This window comes from Mesorhizobium sp. M1338 (genome assembly GCF_040318045.1).
GTDB lineage: Bacteria > Pseudomonadota > Alphaproteobacteria > Rhizobiales > Rhizobiaceae > Mesorhizobium.
In genome coordinates this window covers 179,811-200,738 of the sequence record NZ_JAMYLL010000007.1, presented here as the reverse complement: position 1 = coordinate 200,738, position 20,928 = coordinate 179,811, and the positions used below count along the sequence as shown (strand labels likewise).

Annotated in this window: 18 protein-coding genes; 9 read left to right on the top strand and 9 right to left on the bottom strand. The window is 63.7% G+C overall.

Annotated features, from left to right (window positions below; all coding sequences use genetic code 11):
* The first annotated feature begins 410 nt into the window (after positions 1 to 410).
* The 5 genes from NKH19_RS10185 (at position 411) to NKH19_RS10165 (ending at position 6,890) form a co-directional block, all read left to right on the top strand.
* Positions 411 to 1,643 carry a 3-methyl-2-oxobutanoate dehydrogenase (2-methylpropanoyl-transferring) subunit alpha gene (locus NKH19_RS10185; RefSeq protein ID WP_352866575.1) on the top strand — a complete coding sequence of 411 codons (1,233 nt, stop codon included), beginning with the start codon at positions 411 to 413 and terminating at the stop codon, positions 1,641 to 1,643.
* A 3-nt stretch (positions 1,644 to 1,646) separates the two neighbouring features.
* A complete protein-coding gene (locus NKH19_RS10180) occupies positions 1,647 to 2,660 on the top strand; it encodes an alpha-ketoacid dehydrogenase subunit beta (protein WP_352866572.1) in 1,014 nt (337 codons plus the stop codon).
* Position 2,661: 1 nt separating this feature from the next.
* On the top strand, positions 2,662 to 4,071 hold the full coding sequence (locus tag NKH19_RS10175) for a dihydrolipoamide acetyltransferase family protein (RefSeq protein WP_352866570.1): 1,410 nt from the start codon (positions 2,662 to 2,664) through the stop codon (positions 4,069 to 4,071).
* A gap of 288 nt (positions 4,072 to 4,359) precedes the next feature.
* Positions 4,360 to 5,751, top strand: a complete 1,392-nt coding sequence (gene lpdA, locus NKH19_RS10170) for a dihydrolipoyl dehydrogenase (RefSeq protein WP_352866567.1) — start codon at positions 4,360 to 4,362, stop codon at positions 5,749 to 5,751.
* 263 nt (positions 5,752 to 6,014) lie between these two features.
* A complete protein-coding gene (locus NKH19_RS10165) occupies positions 6,015 to 6,890 on the top strand; it encodes a glycosyltransferase (protein WP_352866564.1) in 876 nt (291 codons plus the stop codon).
* Between the two features lie 174 nt (positions 6,891 to 7,064).
* Here the strand turns inward: NKH19_RS10165 and NKH19_RS10160 are convergent, their stop codons facing one another.
* Positions 7,065 to 8,168: a saccharopine dehydrogenase family protein gene (locus NKH19_RS10160; RefSeq protein ID WP_352866561.1), complete on the bottom strand. Its 1,104-nt coding sequence runs from the start codon at positions 8,166 to 8,168 to the stop codon at positions 7,065 to 7,067.
* Positions 8,169 to 8,331: 163 nt separating this feature from the next.
* Between NKH19_RS10160 and NKH19_RS10155 the strand changes: the two genes are divergently transcribed.
* Complete coding sequence (locus NKH19_RS10155; protein WP_352866558.1) at positions 8,332 to 8,760, top strand: Lrp/AsnC family transcriptional regulator; 429 nt, start codon at positions 8,332 to 8,334, stop codon at positions 8,758 to 8,760.
* Positions 8,761 to 9,074: 314 nt separating this feature from the next.
* Here NKH19_RS10155 and NKH19_RS10145 read toward each other — a convergent pair whose 3' ends face one another.
* On the bottom strand, positions 9,075 to 9,572 hold the full coding sequence (locus NKH19_RS10145) for a hypothetical protein (RefSeq protein WP_352866555.1): 498 nt from the start codon (positions 9,570 to 9,572) through the stop codon (positions 9,075 to 9,077).
* Positions 9,573 to 9,791: 219 nt separating this feature from the next.
* Here NKH19_RS10145 and NKH19_RS10140 point away from each other — a divergent pair, with 219 nt between their 5' ends.
* Together NKH19_RS10140 and NKH19_RS10135 are read left to right on the top strand one after the other, a co-directional pair.
* On the top strand, positions 9,792 to 10,157 hold the full coding sequence (locus NKH19_RS10140; protein ID WP_352866553.1) for a RidA family protein: 366 nt from the start codon (positions 9,792 to 9,794) through the stop codon (positions 10,155 to 10,157).
* A gap of 30 nt (positions 10,158 to 10,187) precedes the next feature.
* Positions 10,188 to 11,423, top strand: a complete 1,236-nt coding sequence (locus tag NKH19_RS10135) for an amidohydrolase/deacetylase family metallohydrolase (RefSeq protein WP_352866550.1) — start codon at positions 10,188 to 10,190, stop codon at positions 11,421 to 11,423.
* Positions 11,424 to 11,616: 193 nt separating this feature from the next.
* Here NKH19_RS10135 and NKH19_RS10130 read toward each other — a convergent pair whose 3' ends face one another.
* The 3 genes from NKH19_RS10130 to NKH19_RS10120 all read right to left on the bottom strand — a co-directional run bounded on the left by NKH19_RS10130 (position 11,617) and on the right by NKH19_RS10120 (position 15,881).
* The gene (locus tag NKH19_RS10130; protein ID WP_352866547.1) at positions 11,617 to 13,407 is read right to left on the bottom strand and encodes an NAD(P)-binding domain-containing protein; all 1,791 of its coding nucleotides are present in this window, start codon (positions 13,405 to 13,407) and stop codon (positions 11,617 to 11,619) included.
* A 138-nt stretch (positions 13,408 to 13,545) separates the two neighbouring features.
* Positions 13,546 to 14,490 (bottom strand): MurR/RpiR family transcriptional regulator, encoded by a 945-nt coding sequence (locus NKH19_RS10125; protein ID WP_352866545.1) that lies wholly within the window; start codon positions 14,488 to 14,490, stop codon positions 13,546 to 13,548.
* A 146-nt stretch (positions 14,491 to 14,636) separates the two neighbouring features.
* The gene (locus tag NKH19_RS10120) at positions 14,637 to 15,881 is read right to left on the bottom strand and encodes a M24 family metallopeptidase (RefSeq protein WP_352866542.1); all 1,245 of its coding nucleotides are present in this window, start codon (positions 15,879 to 15,881) and stop codon (positions 14,637 to 14,639) included.
* A 189-nt stretch (positions 15,882 to 16,070) separates the two neighbouring features.
* Between NKH19_RS10120 and NKH19_RS10115 the strand changes: the two genes are divergently transcribed.
* Positions 16,071 to 16,349, top strand: a complete 279-nt coding sequence (locus NKH19_RS10115) for a hypothetical protein (protein WP_352866539.1) — start codon at positions 16,071 to 16,073, stop codon at positions 16,347 to 16,349.
* A 154-nt stretch (positions 16,350 to 16,503) separates the two neighbouring features.
* Here NKH19_RS10115 and NKH19_RS10110 read toward each other — a convergent pair whose 3' ends face one another.
* The 4 genes from NKH19_RS10110 to NKH19_RS10095 form a co-directional block, all read right to left on the bottom strand.
* Positions 16,504 to 16,833, bottom strand: a complete 330-nt coding sequence (locus NKH19_RS10110) for a hypothetical protein (RefSeq protein WP_352866537.1) — start codon at positions 16,831 to 16,833, stop codon at positions 16,504 to 16,506.
* 42 nt (positions 16,834 to 16,875) lie between these two features.
* On the bottom strand, positions 16,876 to 17,472 hold the full coding sequence (locus NKH19_RS10105) for a hypothetical protein (protein WP_352866535.1): 597 nt from the start codon (positions 17,470 to 17,472) through the stop codon (positions 16,876 to 16,878).
* Positions 17,473 to 17,498: 26 nt separating this feature from the next.
* A complete protein-coding gene (locus NKH19_RS10100; protein ID WP_352866533.1) occupies positions 17,499 to 18,830 on the bottom strand; it encodes a gluzincin family metallopeptidase in 1,332 nt (443 codons plus the stop codon).
* 135 nt (positions 18,831 to 18,965) lie between these two features.
* The gene (locus NKH19_RS10095) at positions 18,966 to 20,840 is read right to left on the bottom strand and encodes an adenylate/guanylate cyclase domain-containing protein (RefSeq protein WP_352866532.1); all 1,875 of its coding nucleotides are present in this window, start codon (positions 20,838 to 20,840) and stop codon (positions 18,966 to 18,968) included.
* Positions 20,841 to 20,928: the final 88 nt, after the last annotated feature.

The following is a 20,928-nucleotide window of genomic DNA, read 5'->3' as shown; positions in this document are numbered from 1 at the left end:
CGCACTTTTCCTTCTCCCCCTTGTTTGTGGGAGAAGGTGGATCGGCGCGCAGCGTCGAGACGGATGAGGGGTGTTCCAGCGAAGTGAGGCGTTGGCGTTCCCTGGAACACCCCTCATCCGTCGCCTTCGGCGACACCTTCTCCCACAAGGGGAGAAGGAAGGCCGCTAGGCTCTGCCCCCTAAATCGCCTTATCTGGCGACAAACCCAGCCCAACCTTCCCCTTAATTGCGCTTCACCGCCCAACATCGACAAGAAATTTCGGCGACATATCTTCATCCTGGTGCGCGGGAGGCTAGATCGGCCGGCGCGTCCGGGACCGACTTGCGCAGGCTTGCCCGACGAATTCGCACTGGTCTGGCCGTGCAGATATGCAACTATCCGCACCAGGCAACATTGGAGGACAAAGGTCATGGCCGATGCTGGGATGTTGCGGTTTCACGTTCCGGAGCCGGAAGTGCGGCCGGGCGGAACGCCTGACTTTTCCAATGTGCCGATCCCGAAGGCCGGCTCGGTGCCGCGCCCCGAAATCTCTGTCGATCCGCGCACCATCCGGGATCATGCCTTCTCGATCATCCGCGTGCTGAACCGCGCCGGCGAAGCCGTCGGCCCTTGGGCCGGCCTGCTTTCAAGCGACGAGCTGTTGGCGGGCCTGCGCCACATGATGACGCTGCGAACCTTCGACGCCCGCATGCAGATGGCGCAGCGCCAGGGCAAGACCTCGTTCTACATGCAGCATCTGGGCGAAGAGGCCGTGGCTTGTGCCTTCCGCAAGGCGCTCGAACCCGGCGACATGAATTTCCCGACCTACCGGCAGGCCGGCCTGCTCATCGCCGACGGCTATCCGATGGTCACGATGATGAACCAGATCTATTCCAACGAGGCCGACCCGCTGAAGGGCCGGCAATTGCCGATCATGTATTCGTCGAAGGAGCACGGCTTCTTCTCGATCTCCGGCAATCTGGCGACGCAGTACATCCAGGCGGTCGGCTGGGCGATGGCCTCGGCGATCTCGAACGATTCGAAGATCGCCGCCGCCTGGATCGGCGACGGCTCGACGGCCGAGTCCGACTTCCATTCGGCGCTGGTGTTCGCCTCCACCTACAAGGCGCCCGTCGTGCTCAACGTCGTCAACAACCAGTGGGCGATCTCGACCTTCCAGGGCATCGCGCGCGGCGGCTCGGGCACGTTCGCCGCCAGAGGCCTTGGCTTCGGCATCCCGTCCTTGCGTGTCGACGGTAACGACTATCTCGCCGTCCATGCGGTGGCCAAATGGGCGGCGGAGCGGGCGCGCAGCAATCTCGGGCCGACGCTGGTCGAATATGTCACCTACCGCGCCGGCGCGCATTCGAGCTCGGACGACCCGTCCGCCTACCGGCCGAAGACCGAATCCGACGCCTGGCCGCTCGGCGACCCGATCGTGCGGCTGAAGAACCATCTCATCGCGCTCGGCGTCTGGTCGGAGGAGCGGCACGCGCAGGCCGAGGCGGAGATCCTCGACACGGTGATCGCGGCGCAGAAGGAAGCGGAAAGCCACGGCACGCTGCATGCCGGCGGCAAGCCGTCGACGCGCGACATGTTCGAAGGGCTCTACGCCGAAATGCCGCCGCATCTGCGGCGCCAGCGTCAGCAGGCGGGAGTCTGAGCCATGCCAAGACGCACCATGATCGAGGCCATTCGGGACGCCATGGACGTGTCGATGGCGCGCGACGACCGCGTCGTCGTGTACGGCGAGGATGTCGGCTTTTTCGGCGGCGTCTTCCGCTGCACGCAAGGCCTGCAGGCCAAATACGGCAAGAGCCGCTGCTTCGATACGCCGATCAGCGAATCCGGCATTGTCGGCTCGGCCATCGGCATGGCGGCCTATGGCTTGAAGCCGTGCGTGGAGATTCAGTTTGCCGACTACATGTATCCGGCCTACGACCAGCTGACCCAGGAAGCGGCGCGGCTGCGCTACCGCTCCAACGGCGATTTCACCTGTCCGATCGTGGTGCGCATGCCGACCGGCGGCGGTATTTTCGGCGGCCAGACGCACAGCCAGAGCCCGGAAGCGCTGTTCACCCATGTGTCCGGCCTGAAGACGGTGGTGCCGTCCAACCCGCATGACGCCAAGGGGCTTTTGATCGCGGCGATCGAGGATCCGGATCCGGTGATCTTCCTGGAGCCGAAGCGGCTCTACAACGGTCCGTTCGACGGCCATCACGACCGGCCGGTGACGCCATGGTCGAAGCACGAGCTCGGCGAGGTCGCCGACGGCCACTACACCGTGCCGCTCGGCAAGGCGGCGATCCGGCGGGCGGGCTCTGCCATCACCGTGCTGGCCTACGGCACCATGGTCTATGTCGCGCAGGCCGCGGTCGAGGAAACCGGCATCGATGCCGAGATCATCGACCTCAGGACGCTGCTGCCGCTCGACCTCGACACCATCGTGGCTTCAGTGAAAAAAACCGGACGCTGCGTCATCGTCCACGAGGCGACACTGACCTCCGGCTTCGGCGCCGAGCTGTCGGCCCTGGTGCAGGAAAACTGCTTCTATCATCTGGAGGCGCCGGTGGCGCGGGTCGCCGGCTGGGACACGCCCTATCCGCATGCGCAGGAATGGGACTATTTCCCCGGTCCCGCCCGGGTCGGCCGCGCTCTCATCGAAACCATGGAGGCCTGACATGGGCGAGCACATCATCAAGCTGCCCGATGTCGGCGAGGGTGTCGCCGAGGCCGAGCTCGTCGAATGGCATGTCAAGGTCGGCGACATCGTGCGCGAGGACAGCGTGCTTGCCGCCGTCATGACCGACAAGGCGACGGTCGAAATCCCGTCCCCCGTCGATGGCGAAATCCTGTGGCTGGGCGCCGAGATCGGCGACACGGTGGCGATCGGCTCGCCGATCGTGCGGCTGAAGGTGGCGGGCGAGGGCAATGCGGAGGGTGCGGGGCCGCAAGAAGCTGAAGCGGGCGCCAAGAGCACCCCCACCCCTAACCCCTCCCCACAAGGGGGAGGGGGACGCGTTTCAACCACGAAGGCCGACGCCAAGTCGGCCACATCCAAGAATGCGCCAAGAACCACGGGCGCCAGGGAATCAGATACCGGTATACGGGCGGTAGAGACCGAGTCCCCCTCCCCCTTGTGGGGAGGGGCTAGGGGTGGGGGTACTGCGCCGACATCCGCAGTTGTCGGGCCTGTCGGCGCCCCCCGTCCCGAAGGCGAAAAGCCGCTGGCCTCGCCGGCTGTTCGCCTGCGGGCGAAGGAGGCCGGCGTCGATCTGAGGCAAGTTGCGGGAAGCGGCCCGGCCGGCCGCATCGGTCATGAGGACATCGAGGCTTTCCTGGCACGCGGACCGCGGGTTGCCAGGGCACCGGGCCTCGCTCGCAACGATGCCGTCGAGGACATCAAGGTGGTGGGCTTGAGGCGCAAGATCGCCGAGAAGATGACGCTGTCCAAGTCGCGCATCCCTCACATCACCTATGTCGAGGAGATCGACGTCACCGCGCTGGAAGATTTGCGCGCCGCGCTCAACAAGGAGAAGCGCCCGGGCGTGGAGAGGCCGAAGCTGACGCTGCTGCCGTTCCTGATGCGGGCGATGGTCAAGGCGATATCGGACCAGCCCAATCTCAATTCGCTGTTCGACGACGAGGCCGGCGTCATCCACCAGCATGGCGGCATCCATATCGGCATCGCGGCCCAGACGCCGTCGGGGCTTGTGGTGCCGGTGGTCAAGCACGCCGAGGCGCGCGACATCTGGGAATGCGGCACCGAGGTCGTCAGGCTGGCCGAGGCGGCCAAGTCCGGCACGGCGACGCGCGATGAGCTGTCCGGCTCGACCATCACCATCACCTCGCTCGGCGCCATGGGCGGCGTGGCGACGACACCGGTCATCAACCATCCGGAAGTGGCGATCATCGGCGTCAACAAGATGATGGTGCGGCCGGTGTGGGACGGCACCCAATTCATCCCGCGCAAGATGATGAACCTGTCGTCCAGCTTCGACCATCGCGTCATCGACGGCTGGGACGCGGCGGTGTTCATCCAGCGCATCAAGACGCTGCTGGAGACGCCGGCGCTGATTTTCGTGGATTGAGGGGGATGTAGTGCGTTCTCAGCGTGTTTCTCGGTCGCTTCACATTCAGTGCCGCGCCGCCCCTCATTGCCCTGCCGGGCATTTCTCCCCGTATAGTGACGGGGAGAAAGACGCCGTCATCGGCGGTTTCGCCAATCGCCAACGTTGCAGGGACGGCGCCAGCGTCACGATCAGCCCCCTTCTCCCCGTCACTATACGGGGAGAAGGTGCCGGCAGGCGGATGAGGGGCGGCGCGAGGCCGGGCAGGAGGGTGTCACTTGCAGTTCTGACTAAAAGGACGCCGACCCCATGAAAGAAATCTCCTGCAAGCTGCTCGTCATCGGCGCCGGCCCCGGCGGGTATATCTGCGCCATCCGTGCCGGGCAGCTCGGCGTCGATACGGTGATCGTGGAAGCCGGCAAACCGGGCGGCACCTGCCTCAATGTCGGCTGCATCCCGTCCAAGGCGCTGATCCATGCGGCGGAAGAGTTCGAGAAGGTCTCGCATATGGCCGGCGGCAAGAGCCCGCTCGGCATCTCGGTCATAACGCCGAGGCTCGATCTTGCCAAAACAGTCGCCTGGAAGGACGGCATCGTCAGCCGGCTCAACAGCGGCGTCGCCGGACTGCTCAAGAAGGCCGGCGTGAAGACCGTGCATGGCTGGGCGACCTTTCGTGACGGCAAGACCGTCGCGGTCGAGACCGAGACGGGTAGCCAAGTGATCCGCGCCGAGGCGATCGTCATCGCCACCGGCTCGGCGCCGGTCGAACTGCCGTTCCTGCCCTTCGGCGGGCCGGTGATTTCGTCCACCGAGGCGCTGGCGCTAAGCGAGGTTCCAAAAAAGCTCGCGGTGGTCGGTGGCGGCTATATCGGGCTGGAACTCGGCATTGCCTTCGCCAAAATGGGCGCCGAGGTGACCGTGGTCGAGGCCTTGCCGCGCGTGCTGGCGCTGTATGATGCAGAGCTTACCCGACCGGTGGTCAAGCGGCTCAACGCGCTCGGCGTCGAGGTGATGACCGGTGCCAAGGCCAAGGGGACCAAGGGCGACGCGCTGCTGGTCGAGACGTCGGACGGCAAGAGCTCCAGGGTCGCCGCCGACAAGATCCTGGTGACGGTCGGCCGCAAGCCGGTGACCGAAGGCTGGGGGCTTGACCAGATAGACCTCGACATGGCGGGCAAATTCATCCGCATCGACGACCAGTGCCGCACCTCGATGCGCGGCATTTTTGCCATCGGCGACGTCACCGGCGAGCCGATGCTGGCGCACCGGGCGATGGCGCAGGGCGAAATGGTCGCCGAGATCATCGCCGGCCACAAACGCAGCTGGGACAAGCGCTCCATTCCCGCCGTCTGCTTCACCGATCCCGAGCTGGTGACGGCAGGCCTGTCGCCGGAAGAGGCCAAGGCGCTCGGCGGAGAGATCAAGATCGGCATGTTCCCATTCGCCGCCAACGGCCGCGCCATGACGAAGCTCGGCGAGGACGGTTTCGTCCGCGTCGTCGCCCGCGCCGACAATCACCTGGTGCTTGGCATCCAGGCGGTCGGGCAGGGTGTGTCGGAACTGGCGGCGGCATTCGGGCTGGCGCTCGAAATGGGCGCAAGGCTGGAGGACATCGCCGGCACCATCCATGCCCATCCGACCCAGGGCGAAGGCTTCCAGGAAGCAGCGCTGAAGACGCTGGGGCACGCGCTGCATATTTGAGACGGTGTGATCTCCCCCCTTGAGGGGGAGATGGCCGGCAGGCCAGAGGGGGTCGGTTCGACTGGATGCGACCCTCCTTGCGACAGATGGAGGTTGGCGCTTTACGCGAGGCGACCCCCTCTGTCGCCTTCGGCGACATCTCCCCCTCAAGGGGGGAGATTAGGCGCTCAGCTCGCTAGCCCCGCCAGCCGGTTCACCATCTCATGTCGTGTATGATGTTTTCCGAGATTCCACCTTTCGGGTCCATGCTCTAATGTCGCTCCATGAGCACCGACCTGAAGAAATACGTGGCGATTCGCTACAACACCGCCACCGGCTTCATGCCGAGCCAATGGACTGGAAAAGGGCGAGCCAATCTCGACCCTGTGTGGCTGGTCGAGCGGTTGGCGTTGTTCGACACCTATTGCGCGCCCTCGCTCGAGGGCCAGTCGCTGAAGGGCTTCACGGTCCTGGTCGGGTTCGATTCCGAGATACACGAGAATTACATTCGATCCGTTTGCGAGTGTGTGATCGGGATCGACGTCAGGCCGGTCCTAGTCGAGGCCGGCCAGAACCACAATATTGCCTTCAATGCGTTTGTCCAAAGCGACACGGATGCCGAATTTGTTTCGCTGACGCGGCTCGACAGCGATGACGCGCTGGCGCCGACTTTCATGGAGCGGGTCGACTTTTACGCGCGCCGGGAAATCGCCAAAGGCGAAGTTAACCAGCAGCCCCTGTATATCTCCTTTCCCCACGGCCAGAATTTCGATGCGGCGACCAACGGCTACACGCACCATGAATATCCGACGTCGGCCTTCGGCACGCTGGTCGAAAAGAGATCGCCGGCCATGAACGGGGTCTATTGCGACGAGCACACAAAGATGGCGATGCGTTTCAACACCGTCGGGACGGCCGTTAAGGAGGCTCAATGGTGCATCGTCATCCATGACAACAATGCGGCCAATGTCTTGCGCGGCAAGCCGGTCGCGGAGCCGGCCTTCACGGTGGGCCGGCCCGGTGCCGAAACAAAGGCGCGCGCGCCTGCCCGAAAAGCGCCCGCGCAAAAGCAGATGCCGCAGACCTCGGCCAAGGCCTCGCGCAATGCCGGCAATTTCATCCGGTTTTTGCTGGGGCGGCCGATGGTCTTGCGGAAGTAACTCGACGGCTAATCTCCCCCTTGAGGGGGAGATGTCGCCAAAGGCGACAGAGGGGGTCGCCTCGCGTGAATCGCCAACCTCCATCTGTCGCAGAAGGTCGCATCCGGTCGAACTGACCCCCCTCTGGCCTGCCGGCCATTTTCCCCCTCAAAAGGGGGGAGGCGCTCAGCCGCTTCAGCTCGCGAGCCGGCTAACCATCTCGTGTTGCGCATAGGCGCGGCCGAAGCGGTTGGCGAGGAAGGCGTCGAGGGCGATGTCTTCCTGCTTGATGAAGCCGGTCGCCGGCAGGCTGCCGTCGGCCAGCATGTCGAGCACGGCACAGATGCCGGAAGCGGTGGTGATCTGGATGGCGCTGCGCACCGTATCACCAATGCGCTTCGAGTAGATCTTGTTGGCGTAGGTCTCCTGCAGCAGGCGGCCGTTCTTGCGGCCCGAGACGGTGACGAAGACGATGACCACGTCCTGCAGCGTCGCCGGCAGGGCGCTTTCAAAGATGTCCTTCAGCACATCGCGGCGGTGGCGCAGGCCAAGGTCGTTGAGCAGTGCCTTCATGATCGCGGCGTGGCCGGGGTAGCGGATGGTGCGGTAGTTCAGCGTGCGCACCTTGCCCTTCAGCGTCTCGGCCAGCGTGCCGAGGCCGCCGGAGGTGTTGAAGGCCTCGTAGGTGACGCCATCGAGCGAGAATTCCTCGCGCTCCTCCAGCGGCGGCACTTCGACCAGCTCGCCCTCGACGATCGCTTCGCAGGGCTCGCAATATTCGTTGATGACGCCGTCGGTGCTCCAGGTCAGATTGTAGTTCAGCGCGTTGGACGGGTATTGCGGCAGCGCGCCGACGCGCATGCGCACGCTTTCCAGCGTGTCGAAGCGGCTGGCGAGGTCGTTGGCGACGATCGAGATGAAGCCCGGCGCCAGGCCGCATTGCGGGATGAAGGCGCTCTTGCCCGAGCGCGCCAGTTCCTTGACCCGGCGGGTCGAGACGACGTCCTCGGTGAGATCGAGATAGTGCACGCCGGCACTTGCCGCCGCCTCGGCGATGCGCGTGGTCAGGTGGAAGGGGGCGGCACTCAGCACCGCGAACTTGCCGGCGAGGGCCGCTTCCAGCGTGCCGGCGGCTTCGATGTCGAGCTCCAGCGTCGCAACCGTGGCCGGCATTTCGGCGGCAGTTAGCTGCGCCGCCGAGCGGTCGACGAGCGTGACCTGATAATCCCCGGTGGCGGCAAGCATCTCGGCAATGGTCGAGCCTATCTTGCCGGCGCCGACGACAACAATTTTCTTCATGACCGATCCCTCGCATCTTTTGTTTAATGCATCTCGTTGTCCCAAAACCGCTGCACACTTTTGGGCGACATGCATGAGTTTTGCAGCTTGCCCGTCGAAAAGAAGCGTGGAATTGTTAGAAACGAAACTCTGATTACGCAATCCGCCGACGGAAATCGTTGAAATGCTCAGTGACGCCGAACAGGCCCTGCTTTCGCTGCTGCGTGAGAACGCGCGCGCCTCGACCGCCGAACTGGCGCGGCGGCTCGGCGTGTCACGGACGACCGTGCAGAGCCGGCTGGAGCGGCTGGAGCAACGCGGCATCATCATAGGCTATGGCGTGCGGCTGGCGCCGGACTATGAGCAGGGGCTGGTACGGGCGCATGTGCTGCTCACCGTGACACCCAAACTCGCCGACAAGGTGGTGCGCGGCCTGCGCGCGCTGGCACCAGTCAGGACCCTGCATTCGGTCAGCGGCAATTTCGACATGATCGTCATCGTCGACGCGCCGTCGATCCGCGATCTCGATCTGCTGCTCGACCAGATCGGCGCCATGGACGGGGTCGAGCGGACCCTGTCTTCGATCATCCTGTCGACGCGCATCGACCGCTGAGTGGCTGCCGATCTCCCCCCTTGCGGGGGAGATGGCTGGCAGGCCAGAGGGGGTGTGAAGGATCGCCAGCCTCGGCCAGTTTGCTCCCGTCCCTGTGGCCGCTGTAGATCGACAGGTCGGCGGGACAGCACCCCCCTCTGCCTTGCCAGGCATCTCCCCCGCAAGGGGGGAGATCGGCTCCTAACGCGCTCGCCCCGGCGCGTCACCGACAGTCTGATGGACGTGCCCGGTGGACAATGGCGCAGCGCGTTCTCGACCAGATTGGCGAACATTTGCGTCAACAATTCGCGGCCACCACCGGCGCGGGCTTGTTCCTAGGATGTCGCGGGTTCGCCGAGCGGATACGGCATGTAGCCGACAAAGCCAGCGATCTTCCATCTGCCGGCGACCTTGGTGCAGAAATACAGCGTCTGCCATTTCAGCCTGTCGACGCTGCCGTCCGCCTTGGCGACCGAGCCGTCGAACTTCTTGTGCAGCACGGCGCGGTCGCCGTCGACATCGATGTCGCGCATGTTGGTGACGCGAAACAGCGCCTCGCGCAGCGGCTCGGCGAATTTGGTCGCGGCGGTCTCCTTGGCCTGGCGCAGCCACTCGTCGCGATAGATTTCCAGCCTCGGAAACTGCAGCCGCCATGAATCGGCGTTGCTGAGGAAATGCGCGTGCATGCCGAAGAAGCTATCAGCGACGAAATCACCCTCGACCAGGGGCCAGTCCTGGCCGATGAAGGCGTCGATGTCGCGCCGAACCAGCATTTCCCAGAGCGCGTGGCGGTCGGCATCGCCTGATGGAAACGGGTTCTTGTCGTAAGTCATTCCTGCTGTCTCCGGTCCGGCAAATGCGTCTGGGCGTTGCGGCCGCAAGGCGGGCCGCCAGCGCGCACGATGCAAGCGCTTCTGTAATAAAGCAACATGGATTTGGAAGAATGTTGCTTTCCAACAAGGCCTCTATGAGGATCGCCCCGATCGGGGTAAATGTCGATCGAAGCGGGCGCCGCCACGGCACCCCGCCCTGCCATCAGAGGAGGCCCTCCCTTGCCCAAGCAATGTTTTGGAACGTCGCATGTACCGTTGTCGCCGGCCGTGCGGGCCGGTGATCTCGTCTATGTCTCGGGCCAGGTTCCCGTCGGCAGCGACGGCATCGTGGTCAAGGGCGGCATAACGGAACAGACCGAGCAGGTGCTCGCCAATGTGAGGGCCGCGCTGGCGCTCGCGGGCTGCACCCTGGACGATGTGGTCAAGACCACGGTCTGGCTGGAAGACGCGCGCGATTTCGGCGCCTTCAACGCCGTCTATGCGAGGCACTTTCCGAAGAACCCGCCGGCCCGCAGCACGGTCGAATCGCGGCTGATGATCGATATCAAGATCGAGGTCGAGGCGGTCGCGTACCGACCTCTCTGAGAAGCAAAACAACGAACCGGAGGTGACTCAATGCAATTCGACCTCCTGCTGAAGGGTGGACGGCTTATCGATCCGGCGGCCGGCATCGACGCGCCGCGCGATGTCGCCATTGCCAATGGCCGGGTCGCCGCGATCGACGCCGATATCCCGGCCGAGCGCGCCGCGCAGGTCGTCGATGCCGCAGGCTGCATCGTCACATCGGGCCTCGTCGACCTGCACAGCCACGTCTATTGGGGCGGCACCTCGCTCGGCGTCGATGCCGACCGGCTGGCCGCCAAGAGCGGCACCACCACCTTCATCGATGCGGGCAGTGCGGGAGCAGGCAATTTCCTCGGCTTTCGCCAGCACGTCATGGAGCGCTCGAAGGTCCGCATCCTGGCCTATGTCAACATTTCCTTCGCCGGCATTTTCGGCTTCTCGCAGACGGTATCGGTCGGCGAGTGCAGCGATCTCAGGCTCTGCGAACCGCGCGAGGTTGTGGCGGCGGTGCGCGAGCACCGCGACGTCGTGGTCGGCGTAAAAGTTCGCTCCGGCAAGCACGCCGGCGGCACCAGCGGCATCGCTCCGGTCGACCTGGCGCTGGAGGCCGCCGACCAGGCCGGCCTGCCGCTGATGGCGCATATCGATGAGCCGCCGCCCGGGCGCTCGGAAGTGCTGCCTCGCCTGCGCAAGGGCGATGTCCTCACCCATTGCTTCCGGCCGTTTCCCAATGCGCCGGTGTTCGCCTCCGGCGCGGTGCGGCCGGACATGCGGCTGGCGCGCGAGCGCGGCGTCATCTTCGATATCGGCCACGGCATGGGTTCCTTCGATTTCGCCGTTGCCCGGGCCATGCTCGAGGAAGGGCTGGCGCCCGACGTGATCAGCAGCGACGTTCATCTCTACTGCGTCGACGGGCCGGCCTTCGATATCCTGGTCTGCATGTCGAAGCTGCTGGCGCTCGGCATGCCGCTGGTCGAGGTCTTGCGCGCCGCGACACAGGCGCCGGCACGGGCGATCGCAAGGCCCGATCTGGGCACGCTGGCGGTCGGCACCGTCGGCGACGTCGCCGTGCTGCGGCAGCGGCCGGGCCGCTTCACCTTCGTCGACGCGGTCGGTGCGTCTTTGGTCGCCGATCAGCGGCTGGTCTGCGAGGGCATCGCCATCGGCGGCACCTGGTGGCCGAACGAGACGGTCAACGATGTCAGCGAGACCGAGCGTTTCGGGGCGCATGCGTCGCATACGCATGTCGAGGTGGCGGCAAGGCATTTCGGGCATCGGCATGAGTGATTGGCCAATCTCCCCCCTCGTGGGGGAGATGCCCGGCAGGGCAGAGGGGGGCGTGAAGGAACGCAACCTTCTTCATCCTGCAACGGAACCAAGAACCTTCCCGAAGATGCGGCTGCCGTCGGTTGATAAGCCGCGGGACAGCGCCCCCCTCTGGCCTACCGGCCATCTCCCCCACAAGGGGGGAGATCGAACTTCACCGACCGGCGTTGCTCACCGGCCCATAAACCGGCGTTTCTACTCCCTCCATCCGTGCCTTGATCTGCAGCGCCACATATTTCGAATAGAAGCGCGACAGCGCGAGGTTGCCGCCGTGGAACCACAGCGCTTCCTGCGCGGTCGGTTTCCACATGTTGCGCAGCTCGCCTTGCCATGGGCCGGGGTCGCCCTTCACGCCCGAACCGAGGCCCCAGCAGGGGCCGACCTTGTCGGCGACCTCGCGAGAGACGATCGCCGCCACCGTCTCGTTCATCGACTGATAGCCGGTGCAGGCGATGATTGCGTCCGCGGCGAGTTCGGAGCCGTCCTCGAACAGGATGCCGCTCGGCGTCAGCGACTTGATGGCGACGCCGCTGCGGACGCCGATCTCGCCGTCGATGATCAGGTCGGAGGCGCCGACATCGATGTAGTAGCCGGAGCCGGTGCGGTAGGCCTTCATCAAAAGGCCGGTTTCGTCGTCGCCGAAATCGATGGCGAAGCCAGCGGCGCGCAGGCGGTCGTAGAAGGCCGCGTCGCGCGCCTTGATCACCTCGTAGAGCGCTCGCTGGCCCTTGGGCACCAGCGCGAACGGCGTCGAGGCGACGATCATGTCGGCCTTCTCGGTGGTGATGCCGCGTGCCAGTGCGGTCTCCGAAAAGATCTCGAAGCCGACTTCCATCAGCGTGTCCGACTTGACCACGGTGGTCGGCGAACGCTGGATCATGGTCACCTCGGCGCCGCTTTCCCAGAGGTCGACGCAGACATCGTGCCCCGAGCTTGCCGCGCCGATGACCGCGACGCGTCTGCCGCGGAATTTCTCGCCGCTGGCATACTGGCTGGAGTGCAGCAACTCGCCCTTGAACTGGTCGGCGCCCGGCAGATCGATCCGCCGTGGCGGGCCATAGGCGCCGGTGGCGAAGACGATGTGCTTCGGCTTCAGCGTGGTGTGCCGGCCGACGCGGTCGACCACCACGGTCCAGACTTTCTCGGCCTCGTCATAGGAGGCGCTGAGGCACTTGGTGGCGACCCAGTAATTGAGCTCCATGACGCGCGTGTACATTTCCAGCCAGTCGCCCATCTTGTCCTTGGGCGTGAACACCGGCCAGTTTTCGGGGAAGGGAATGTAGGGCAGATGGTCGTACCAGACCGGGTCGTGCAGGACGAGCGTGCGGTAGCGGTTGCGCCAGGAATCGCCGGGCCGGGCATTTTTCTCGATGACGATGGTGGGCACGCCGAGCTGGCGCAGCCGCGCGCCCAGCATGATGCCGCCCTGGCCGCCGCCGATGACCAGGCAATAGGGCTGTTCATCAGTGCCAAGCTCGCGCGTCTCGCGCGCCCGCGCTTCCGACCAGGTCTCGCGCCTGGGATCGGCCTTGTGGCGCACGCCCAGCGGCCGTTCCGCCCCCTTGCGCTCCTCGAACCCTTTCAGGTCGGTCATCGCCGTGAACAGCGTCCGGCAGCGTCCGTCGCGCAGCCGCATGACGCCCTCTCCCGAAGCGTCAGCGGTTTCGAAGCTGAACCAGGCCTCGACGGTGCTCTCGTCCGAGGTCGCCTCGCCGGTCAGCTGCCACGCCGTCGGCCTGGTCGTCGCCAGCGTTGACTTGAGCATGGCGGCGATCGCCTCGCGGCCTTCCATGGTGGTGATGTTCCAGGTGAAGGTCAGGAGATCGCGCCAGTAGCAGTCATCGACAAACAGGTCGGTCGCCGCCGACGCGTCGCCAGCTTCGAGCGCCTTGGCAAAGGACCCGAGCCATGCGGCGGCCTGTTTCGATGGTGCTATTTCGAGCATTTCTTTCCTCTTGCTGCGTGCGTCTAATCGTGTTGGAACGGTAACTGTCGGACCCGGCGCTGCCCCTCATCCGTCTTGGCGCTGCGCGCCAATCCACCTTCTCCCCGTGAACGGACGTGAACGGGGAGAAGGAAAGAACTAATCCCCGAGCGGTTCCATTTCCTTGCCGGTGCGGTGGATCTGGGCGTTGTACTTGATGCGGCGGACGGTCTCGCGGGCCGAGCCGTCGAGCTTGTAGGCCGAAGCCACCGCCAAAAGGTCGATCGCGGCCAGGAAGGCGAAGCGCGACGCCGTCGGCTTCAGCGTGTCGGGATATTCTGATACCGCCACCGTCAGCCTGACGTCGCAGGCGCGCGCGAGCTCGGTGTCGGGCGCGGTCACGGCGATCGCATTGGCGCGGTAGTGCTTGGCGAGCTCGACGGCCTCGATTACCTCGCGGGTGCGTCCCGTCGCCGAAATGGCGATCACCAGGTCGCCAGGCTTGAGCGTCGAGGCGGTCATGCGCATCAGATAGGGATCACACTGGGCGCTGATCGATATACCATAGCGGAACAGCCGGTACTGGGTTTCCTGCGCCAGCGCCGAGGAGCTGCCGCCGAGGCCGAAGACCGTGACCTGGCGCGCCTTGGCGATCAGCTCGGCCGCCTTCTGCAGCTGCGCCGGATCGAGCTGCCGCTCGGCCTCCTGGAGCGCCCGGCGCGCCTCGCCGAACACGGCGTTCCAGAACGGCATGCCATTGTCGTTGCTGACGGAAGGTGACTTGGCCAGATAGAGCGCACCGACGACGAGGCTCTGCGCCAGCTTCAGCTTGAAGTCGCGCACGCCCTCGCAGCCTATGGCGCGGCAGAACCGGGTCACCGTCGGTTCGCTGACCCCGGCGCGCTGGGCAAGGGCGGCGTTTGAGGCGTCGACGGCGTATTTGACATCATCGAGCACGACATCGGCGACACGGCGTTCGGCCGGCCGCAATTCCCCGTAGAAATCCTTGACCAGCGAGATGATGTCGGGGATGCGGCGTACAGGCTCGCGCCCCGCCATATCGTGGCCTGAATCAGGCTCGTCCTGGCTGCCAGCTTCGGTCATGAGGTTCCGGTCTTTCCCTGAGTTGCGAGGCTGATGTCTTAGCATGTTCGCACGCTGTGGCTCCACGTGGGCCATTCTGGATGATGACCACGACGCGATATGACACCCAGAAGCAGGCCGACCGCAAAGCGTTCCAAAGGCCCTCGCTATCCAATCCTCTCCAGCCGCCTCGGCAGTCGGTTCATGGCAATGGGCCCGCCCGGCGTGATCAGGAACTGGTCCTCGAGATTGAAGCTGGCGAGGCCGTCGATGTATAGCGGGATCTCGAAAGCCAGCACCATGCCGGCTTCGATCACGACATCGCTGTCGGCCGCGATGAACGGCCATTGTTCGGAAAACACCGACTGGCCGACGCCATGGCCGAAATGGCCGCGGCGGTAGGAGCGCAGCCCCTGCCGCGCCAGACTGCCGGTGGCCACCTGATGCACATGGGCGAGGGTGTTGCCGGGAACAAGGGATGCCAGTCCGTCCTCGAAGGCCTGTTCGGCGATGGCATGCAGCTCGGCCTGCTCGGCGGATGGCGGCCCGAAGGTGAAGTTGCGCGACATATCGGAGGCGTAGCCGCCGACCGTGCAGACCATGTCGCACTTCAGCGGATCGCCGGGCATGGCTTTCGCATCGGCGCCTTTGGCCCTGGCGCCCAGCGTCACATATTCTGCCATGGCGACCGGATGGGACAGGCCGGATGCCGCCGTGGCGACGCCTTGCCGGTAGAGGGCAATGAGATCGGCCTGGCGCATGCCTGCCATGGCATCCACCTGCAGCCGGTCCAGGCCGGCTTCCGATAGGATGATGCCTTGCTGGAGAAAGTCGATCTCGCGTTGCGACTTGATGGCCCGCAACCGATCGAGGACGGCCGAGCCATCGACCATGATGCAGGCCGGCAGCAATGCCTGCATGGCCGAGAAATCGGCGGCGGCGACAAAATCGAGATCGACGCCGATCGTTGCGCGCTCGAGACCGAAGCCGGCAAGGATCTGCTTCAGTTCGCCGACGGAATTGGTCAGGTCGAATGTTGCCGGTCGTGAAAAACCAGGCGCCCGGCCGGACCCTCCAAGACCGGCCTCTATGCGTTGCGCCAGCCCTTGCCCTGACGTCGATGCGTCAAGCGTGGCCGATTCGATCCAGATCGGGTGGCTGCGGATGACAGCGTCCGGCAGGACCCGTTGCAGCTGCGCGGCATTGAAATCCGCCACCACCACGCCGATCGGCAGGTCGTGGCCAGCGGGAATGACGACGAAGCCGGCGCCGGCGCGCCGGAACAGCCCCGCCGGGCCGATCGAGGCACCGGTCGCATAGTGGAAGGCCTCGGGCGCGCACAGCACCAGCGCCTCGATGCCGGCGCGGTCCATCAGTTGCGCCGCGCGCTCGCGGTCGACAAAGCCTGTCATCAATCTTCTCCGGACGTCCAAAGTGGTAACGGAGCATTCCGGGTATGGACAATCAAGCGAGTTCCTCGCTTGTATTGATGCGCCGCATGCCTTGAAGACTGGCGAAGACGCTCTTCACTTCGTCATGTATGGACGGCCCCTCTCAGGGCAAGAGGCAACTGGCAGATACGGCGCAAGTCTGGAGCGGTCATGTATTCGGCCTTTGATGCGGTCGATTCTGTTGACCGCTGGTGTCCGCCGCTGACGCTCGAAGGCGGCGAGGTGCTCAACCTCACCGATTTCCAGGTGATCGACGAGCCGGCCTTCAACAAGCTCAGACGAGGCTCGACCTGCGCAAATCAGGCGCGCTCGGCCTGCTCTACTGCCACCTCGCCTCGACCAACAGCTGGACCTCGCTGGTGCATCAGGCATCGCTGCGGGCGGCGGGGCGGCCGGCGGGCCGATTTCTCGCTGGCCCGCATGAGGTGAAGGACTTGAGGAGGCAGCTGCGGAAGCCGATCAAGCAGACACTCGACCGCAAAACATCAAGAACCCGGCAAGATTTTGCCGGCGTGAGGGCAGAGCCGTTGATGCCGATGTGAATTGCAGTCAGTCATAGAGTATTTTTTTGGCAGTGACCAGCTTAGGATACAGTGATAGTTCCATCGTCAGGGCCACTTGCGATCGTTTCACCTGAGGATTTTTTCTTGATCTGAACATAATATTCTCCAGGCGAAGCGCCATGTTCTGCTTTAACCATAAAGTTGATTTCTGTTGAATTCTCGACGGTTATATCGTCATTGTATAGATATTCGGTGCCTTCTAAAGTGGCGGCGTAAATAAATTTAATTACCAAGTCTTCTGCCTCTTTAAACCAACTTGGGGCCACCGTCACACCGACCGTAACCGGATCTTTGCCTCTTACGGCATTCCCTTCAGGTATAGCGACATGCACTATCTCTACGTTTGCCATGGTCCATCTCCTTCGGCATTTCTCAATTAACGATCGGAAACGCTAGTCCAAATCGCCGCGCCCGCCGCGATTCATGGCGCCACCGGACCGCCCCATCGCACCGCCAGACCTGCCCATGGCGCCGCCGGACCGCCCCATCGCACCGCCGGATCGGCCCATTGCTCCACCCGATCGACCAAACGAACGCGGGTCCAGCTCGGCACTCAACAGGACATCCTCGAGCGTTCCGGTGTCGAGTTCCAGCCGCATTGTCAGGTCACTCTTGTCGTAGACCCAGACCAGCATTCCGCGCGCGAACGAGCCTACCTGTGATGACAGTCCGGTATAGGCAGGGTCGCTTGGACCGCGGCTCATGACCTTGAGATCGGTGTCCGCCGGGGCCGGATAATCAACGGCAGTGCCAGGCCCATGGACAAGAAGTATTGTCGGTCGGGCGAGTTCGTAGAACTGCGCCTCGAAGGTGAACGCATAGATCCTTGCCAGCAGGCTACCGGAGGCGTCGATCTGGTTCTGCAGGAATCTGTTGTTGCCAGGCCTTGGGGGCCGTCCCCCGTCGATCCTCTTCTTGAGTTTCAAATCTTCAAGAACCCTACCGAACAAATGTATGGCCGAGGTATTTAAAATGGTTTCAGGTATCATGGATCACCCCATCTTTTGCATGTCGATCAAAGCTCGGCGCCCCTTCTGGACATCCAATATTTCTCGAAATAGCTCATGTCCGGCAGACGCGCCTGGTCTCGTGGAAGGGCGATTCGACCCTCATGGAAATGGCTCTTTCGGGTTGGCTTCGTCAGGCGGGGCCCGGCACGGTAGCGAAAAACCCCTCTTCGGTCGAAATCCCGGAAGATGATCCTTGATAGTTCTCCTCCGGTCACACTGTCATCGACCGCGAGCATCGTTCTCGCCACGTCACCATAGTCCAGAAAATCCGGGGCGAGAGCCCACAGCGTCTCGGCGAGATAGGTACCCACGATATCCCGCGCGTCGAGCAGCGCGTCGACGAAACCTTCCGGATTGCGAGCGAAATCGCGGTCAAAGACTTCCTGGACCGGCAGCTCGGCTGCTGGGTCGATCTCGGCGAGGTCGGCAAGATTTTCGACCTCCGGCGAGATCAGTCCTCGAGCCACCAGGCTCTCGTGAAAGACATCGACCAGAATGTCGAAGACGGCGCCCGTGAGAGGTTGCGACAGTGCATGCTCGTCGGTCCAGCCGTCCGCGAAATCGGCCATCGTCAGTTTGTTGCTGGCCTCGCGTATCTGGCGGTGCGGCGAAAATTCCGAGAAGCGAGAGAGTTGGTTGGCGATGTAGAGATTCCCGCGCGTCACCGTCAGAACATTTTCGATCACGGAGGGAAAATGCATGGCCGCGATCAACGAAACGCAGTCGGAAAAGGCCTCCTGAAAGCCCAGATATTCGGGGAGCTCGGCTCCCGGGTCCGGAATGCCGAGGACGCCGTAGACCAACGCATGGCCAACCTCGTGCGCGATAATATCGAAGTCGAGGCTGAAGGGGAGCGCGCGTCCGTCTTTCACGAATTGGCCGCCGAGCTCGAGGAAGCCATAGCCGTATTGGGCGTTATCCCAACCCGGCAGGATCGAGATTTCCAGACGGTCGTAGTGATCGCGGAAGTGCCAGATGAGCGGTTGGCCGATGTAACGCTCCCAAACGTCGAGCGTGAAGCGCACGCAACCGAACGCGTGCGCTGCTTCGAAGCCGGGCGTCGAGGGCTGATAGTGATCGAAATTGCCTTCCTCGTCGGGAACGGCCGGATCGAGGATCGCTCGCGTCCAGGGCGGCAGGGAGATGAAGGGCGTGCCCAACGGGCCGTGGTCGACGCCATAGGGCCGCGTCTTGTCGACCGGCTCGACGACATACATACGATCGTCGGACGGGCCAGGTCCGACGCTGCCTCGCGGGGAAGAAACCGTAATGATTTCAGGGCTTGACGTAGGGTCTTCGAACGGAGGCTGAACGAACAGCCTGAACCGGGTACCCATTCCCCACCTCTCGGTTACATTAGTAACGTAACATAATGCCTGTGGGATGGCGAGAGCGTTGGTTTGTCAGGTAATCTTCCTGAAGCCGGTTCTTGATTATCGGCAATAAAATCGCCTCAAGTACAATGCGTATCGCTACCGCAGGAGCTGGAGCAACTTCTGGTAGCGAGGATGACTGCGAACAGAGGCGAAATCGGAATCGTTCTTGAACCAGAGTCTCATCTCGGCGCCAGCCTGCGGCAACCACGCTTCCAAAAGGTCGATCGAGCGTTCGAACTCCCCCAGCAACGCATAGGTACAAGCGGCGTTATATTGGACGTTGATATCGCTAGGGTCGATCGCCAGAGACCGGTCAAGCCACTTCGCCGCCCTATCGCGTTCCCCAAGGAAGGCCAGCACGATAGCCCCCAGGCAGGCACAATTGGCGTTCTCCGGATGCAGACGGAGTTCCTCTTCAGCTCTCTCCAATGCGATCCGCGCATAAAGCTCGGCGTCGTTCTGCTGGCCGAGAGTGCGGAAGACGTTCACCAGCATGACCGGTGCGCCGTAGTCGGTCGGTTTGATCTCCATCGCGCGCATGAAGTACGTCGCGGCGAGCTCGAACTGGCCGCCGGTTACGCAGAACTCGGCATAGTAGCGGTTGGCCTCGTGGCAATTGGGGTCGAGCGCGAGAGCCTGTTCGAACGCCGCCGCGGCCTCGGAACGGCGGTCGGCGAGGGACAGGGCGAAGCCCCTGGCTGAATGCGCCTCGGCCAAATTCGGGTCCAGCGCCAGGGCCTTGTCGGCGGTCGCGAGAATGTCGTCCACCTGGATCGGCGAGCCGTAGCTCGACTGAAGGCGTACGTCGCAGACCGCCAAGCCCGCATATGCGCGGGCATATCCCGGATCAAGCTCGATGGCCCTGATATAACTTTGTCTGGCCATCAGGTGGTTCGCTCTGGTCGCGATGTGACTGTAATCGCGCCCTCGAAGATAATGCGTATAGGCTTCCACATTGTCCGTCGGCGCCTGCTCAATAGCCTTCTTCTCCTCGGGCAGGAGCCTGACCCTGAGCTGCGCCACGACCGCCTTGGCGATTTCGTCCTGCACGGCGAAGATGTCGGTGAGGTCGCGGTCATAGCGGGCAGCCCAGACGTGTCCGTCTGTGGCCCCCTCGATCAACTCGGCATTGATCCTGACCCGGTTTCCCGCCTTGCGGACGCTGCCCTCGACAATGTAGCCGACGCCAAGCTCCCTGGCGATGCGTTCCATCTTGTCGGTCCTGCCCTTGAAGGCGAAGACCGTATTGCGGCTGAGTACGAACAGGCCGGAGACGTTCGAGAGGTCGGTTATGATATCTTCAGTGATGCCGTCGCTGAAATACTGCTGGTCGGGATCATTGCTCAGATTGGCGAAGGGTAGGATCGCCACCGACGGCTTGTCGGACCGCACCAGCGTCTGGACGCTCCTGGCCGCAATATGCGTCTCGACATGCGGGACGCCCTGCCAGTTGGCGAAATAGACGTGCACCGGCTGAGCAATGTTCTTGACGGTCCTGGCGCCCTGATCGGCGAAGTCGACGCCCAGCTTGTTGCCGACCTCATGGCGCACCGCCTCCGAGCAGGCGATGCCGCCGGGTATCGCGAGGCCCTGCAGCCGCACCGCAAGATTGACGCCATCGCCATGGAAATCATCACCGTCGACGATGATGTCGCCAAGGTTGATGCCCATGCGAAACTTGAAATGCCGGTCCTCGGGGATGCCGGCATTCCGCTCGGACATGCCGCGTTGGATCTCGACCGCGCAGCGAGCCGCACTGATTACGCTGCCGAACTCCACCAGGAAGCCGTCACCCATCACCTTAAAGATGCGCCCACCGTGCTTGGTGACGGTCGGATCGAAGAACTCCCGCCGATGCTGCCGAAGGAGATTGAGCGTGTGCTCTTCGTCGACCTCCATAAGACGGCTATAGCCGACCACATCCGCGGCCAGGATCGCCGCCAGCCGACGCTCAACATGCTCGTCAGACATGTCGTCTCCTGAAATTACAAAATGGTTCTGCCTGATTTAGTTCTATCTGATTTAGCTGCTCTGCGCCAACGCCGCTGGAATGGTCGCT

What these genes read in the sequence shown, in the direction of transcription:
- lpdA (WP_352866567.1), top strand. Translation starts at nt 4,360, where the DNA reads ATGAAAGAAATCTCCTGCAAGCTGCTCGTCATCGGCGCCGGCCCCGGC.
- NKH19_RS10185 (WP_352866575.1), top strand. Translation starts at nt 411, where the DNA reads ATGGCCGATGCTGGGATGTTGCGGTTTCACGTTCCGGAGCCGGAAGTG.
- NKH19_RS10100 (WP_352866533.1), bottom strand. Translation starts at nt 18,830, where the DNA reads ATGGGTACCCGGTTCAGGCTGTTCGTTCAGCCTCCGTTCGAAGACCCT.
- NKH19_RS10130 (WP_352866547.1), bottom strand. Translation starts at nt 13,407, where the DNA reads ATGCTCGAAATAGCACCATCGAAACAGGCCGCCGCATGGCTCGGGTCC.
- NKH19_RS10180 (WP_352866572.1), top strand. Translation starts at nt 1,647, where the DNA reads ATGCCAAGACGCACCATGATCGAGGCCATTCGGGACGCCATGGACGTG.
- NKH19_RS10120 (WP_352866542.1), bottom strand. Translation starts at nt 15,881, where the DNA reads ATGACAGGCTTTGTCGACCGCGAGCGCGCGGCGCAACTGATGGACCGC.
- NKH19_RS10165 (WP_352866564.1), top strand. Translation starts at nt 6,015, where the DNA reads ATGAGCACCGACCTGAAGAAATACGTGGCGATTCGCTACAACACCGCC.
- NKH19_RS10125 (WP_352866545.1), bottom strand. Translation starts at nt 14,490, where the DNA reads ATGACCGAAGCTGGCAGCCAGGACGAGCCTGATTCAGGCCACGATATG.
- NKH19_RS10115 (WP_352866539.1), top strand. Translation starts at nt 16,071, where the DNA reads ATGTATTCGGCCTTTGATGCGGTCGATTCTGTTGACCGCTGGTGTCCG.
- NKH19_RS10145 (WP_352866555.1), bottom strand. Translation starts at nt 9,572, where the DNA reads ATGACTTACGACAAGAACCCGTTTCCATCAGGCGATGCCGACCGCCAC.
- NKH19_RS10110 (WP_352866537.1), bottom strand. Translation starts at nt 16,833, where the DNA reads ATGGCAAACGTAGAGATAGTGCATGTCGCTATACCTGAAGGGAATGCC.
- NKH19_RS10175 (WP_352866570.1), top strand. Translation starts at nt 2,662, where the DNA reads ATGGGCGAGCACATCATCAAGCTGCCCGATGTCGGCGAGGGTGTCGCC.
- NKH19_RS10095 (WP_352866532.1), bottom strand. Translation starts at nt 20,840, where the DNA reads ATGTCTGACGAGCATGTTGAGCGTCGGCTGGCGGCGATCCTGGCCGCG.
- NKH19_RS10160 (WP_352866561.1), bottom strand. Translation starts at nt 8,168, where the DNA reads ATGAAGAAAATTGTTGTCGTCGGCGCCGGCAAGATAGGCTCGACCATT.
- NKH19_RS10135 (WP_352866550.1), top strand. Translation starts at nt 10,188, where the DNA reads ATGCAATTCGACCTCCTGCTGAAGGGTGGACGGCTTATCGATCCGGCG.
- NKH19_RS10105 (WP_352866535.1), bottom strand. Translation starts at nt 17,472, where the DNA reads ATGATACCTGAAACCATTTTAAATACCTCGGCCATACATTTGTTCGGT.
- NKH19_RS10155 (WP_352866558.1), top strand. Translation starts at nt 8,332, where the DNA reads ATGCTCAGTGACGCCGAACAGGCCCTGCTTTCGCTGCTGCGTGAGAAC.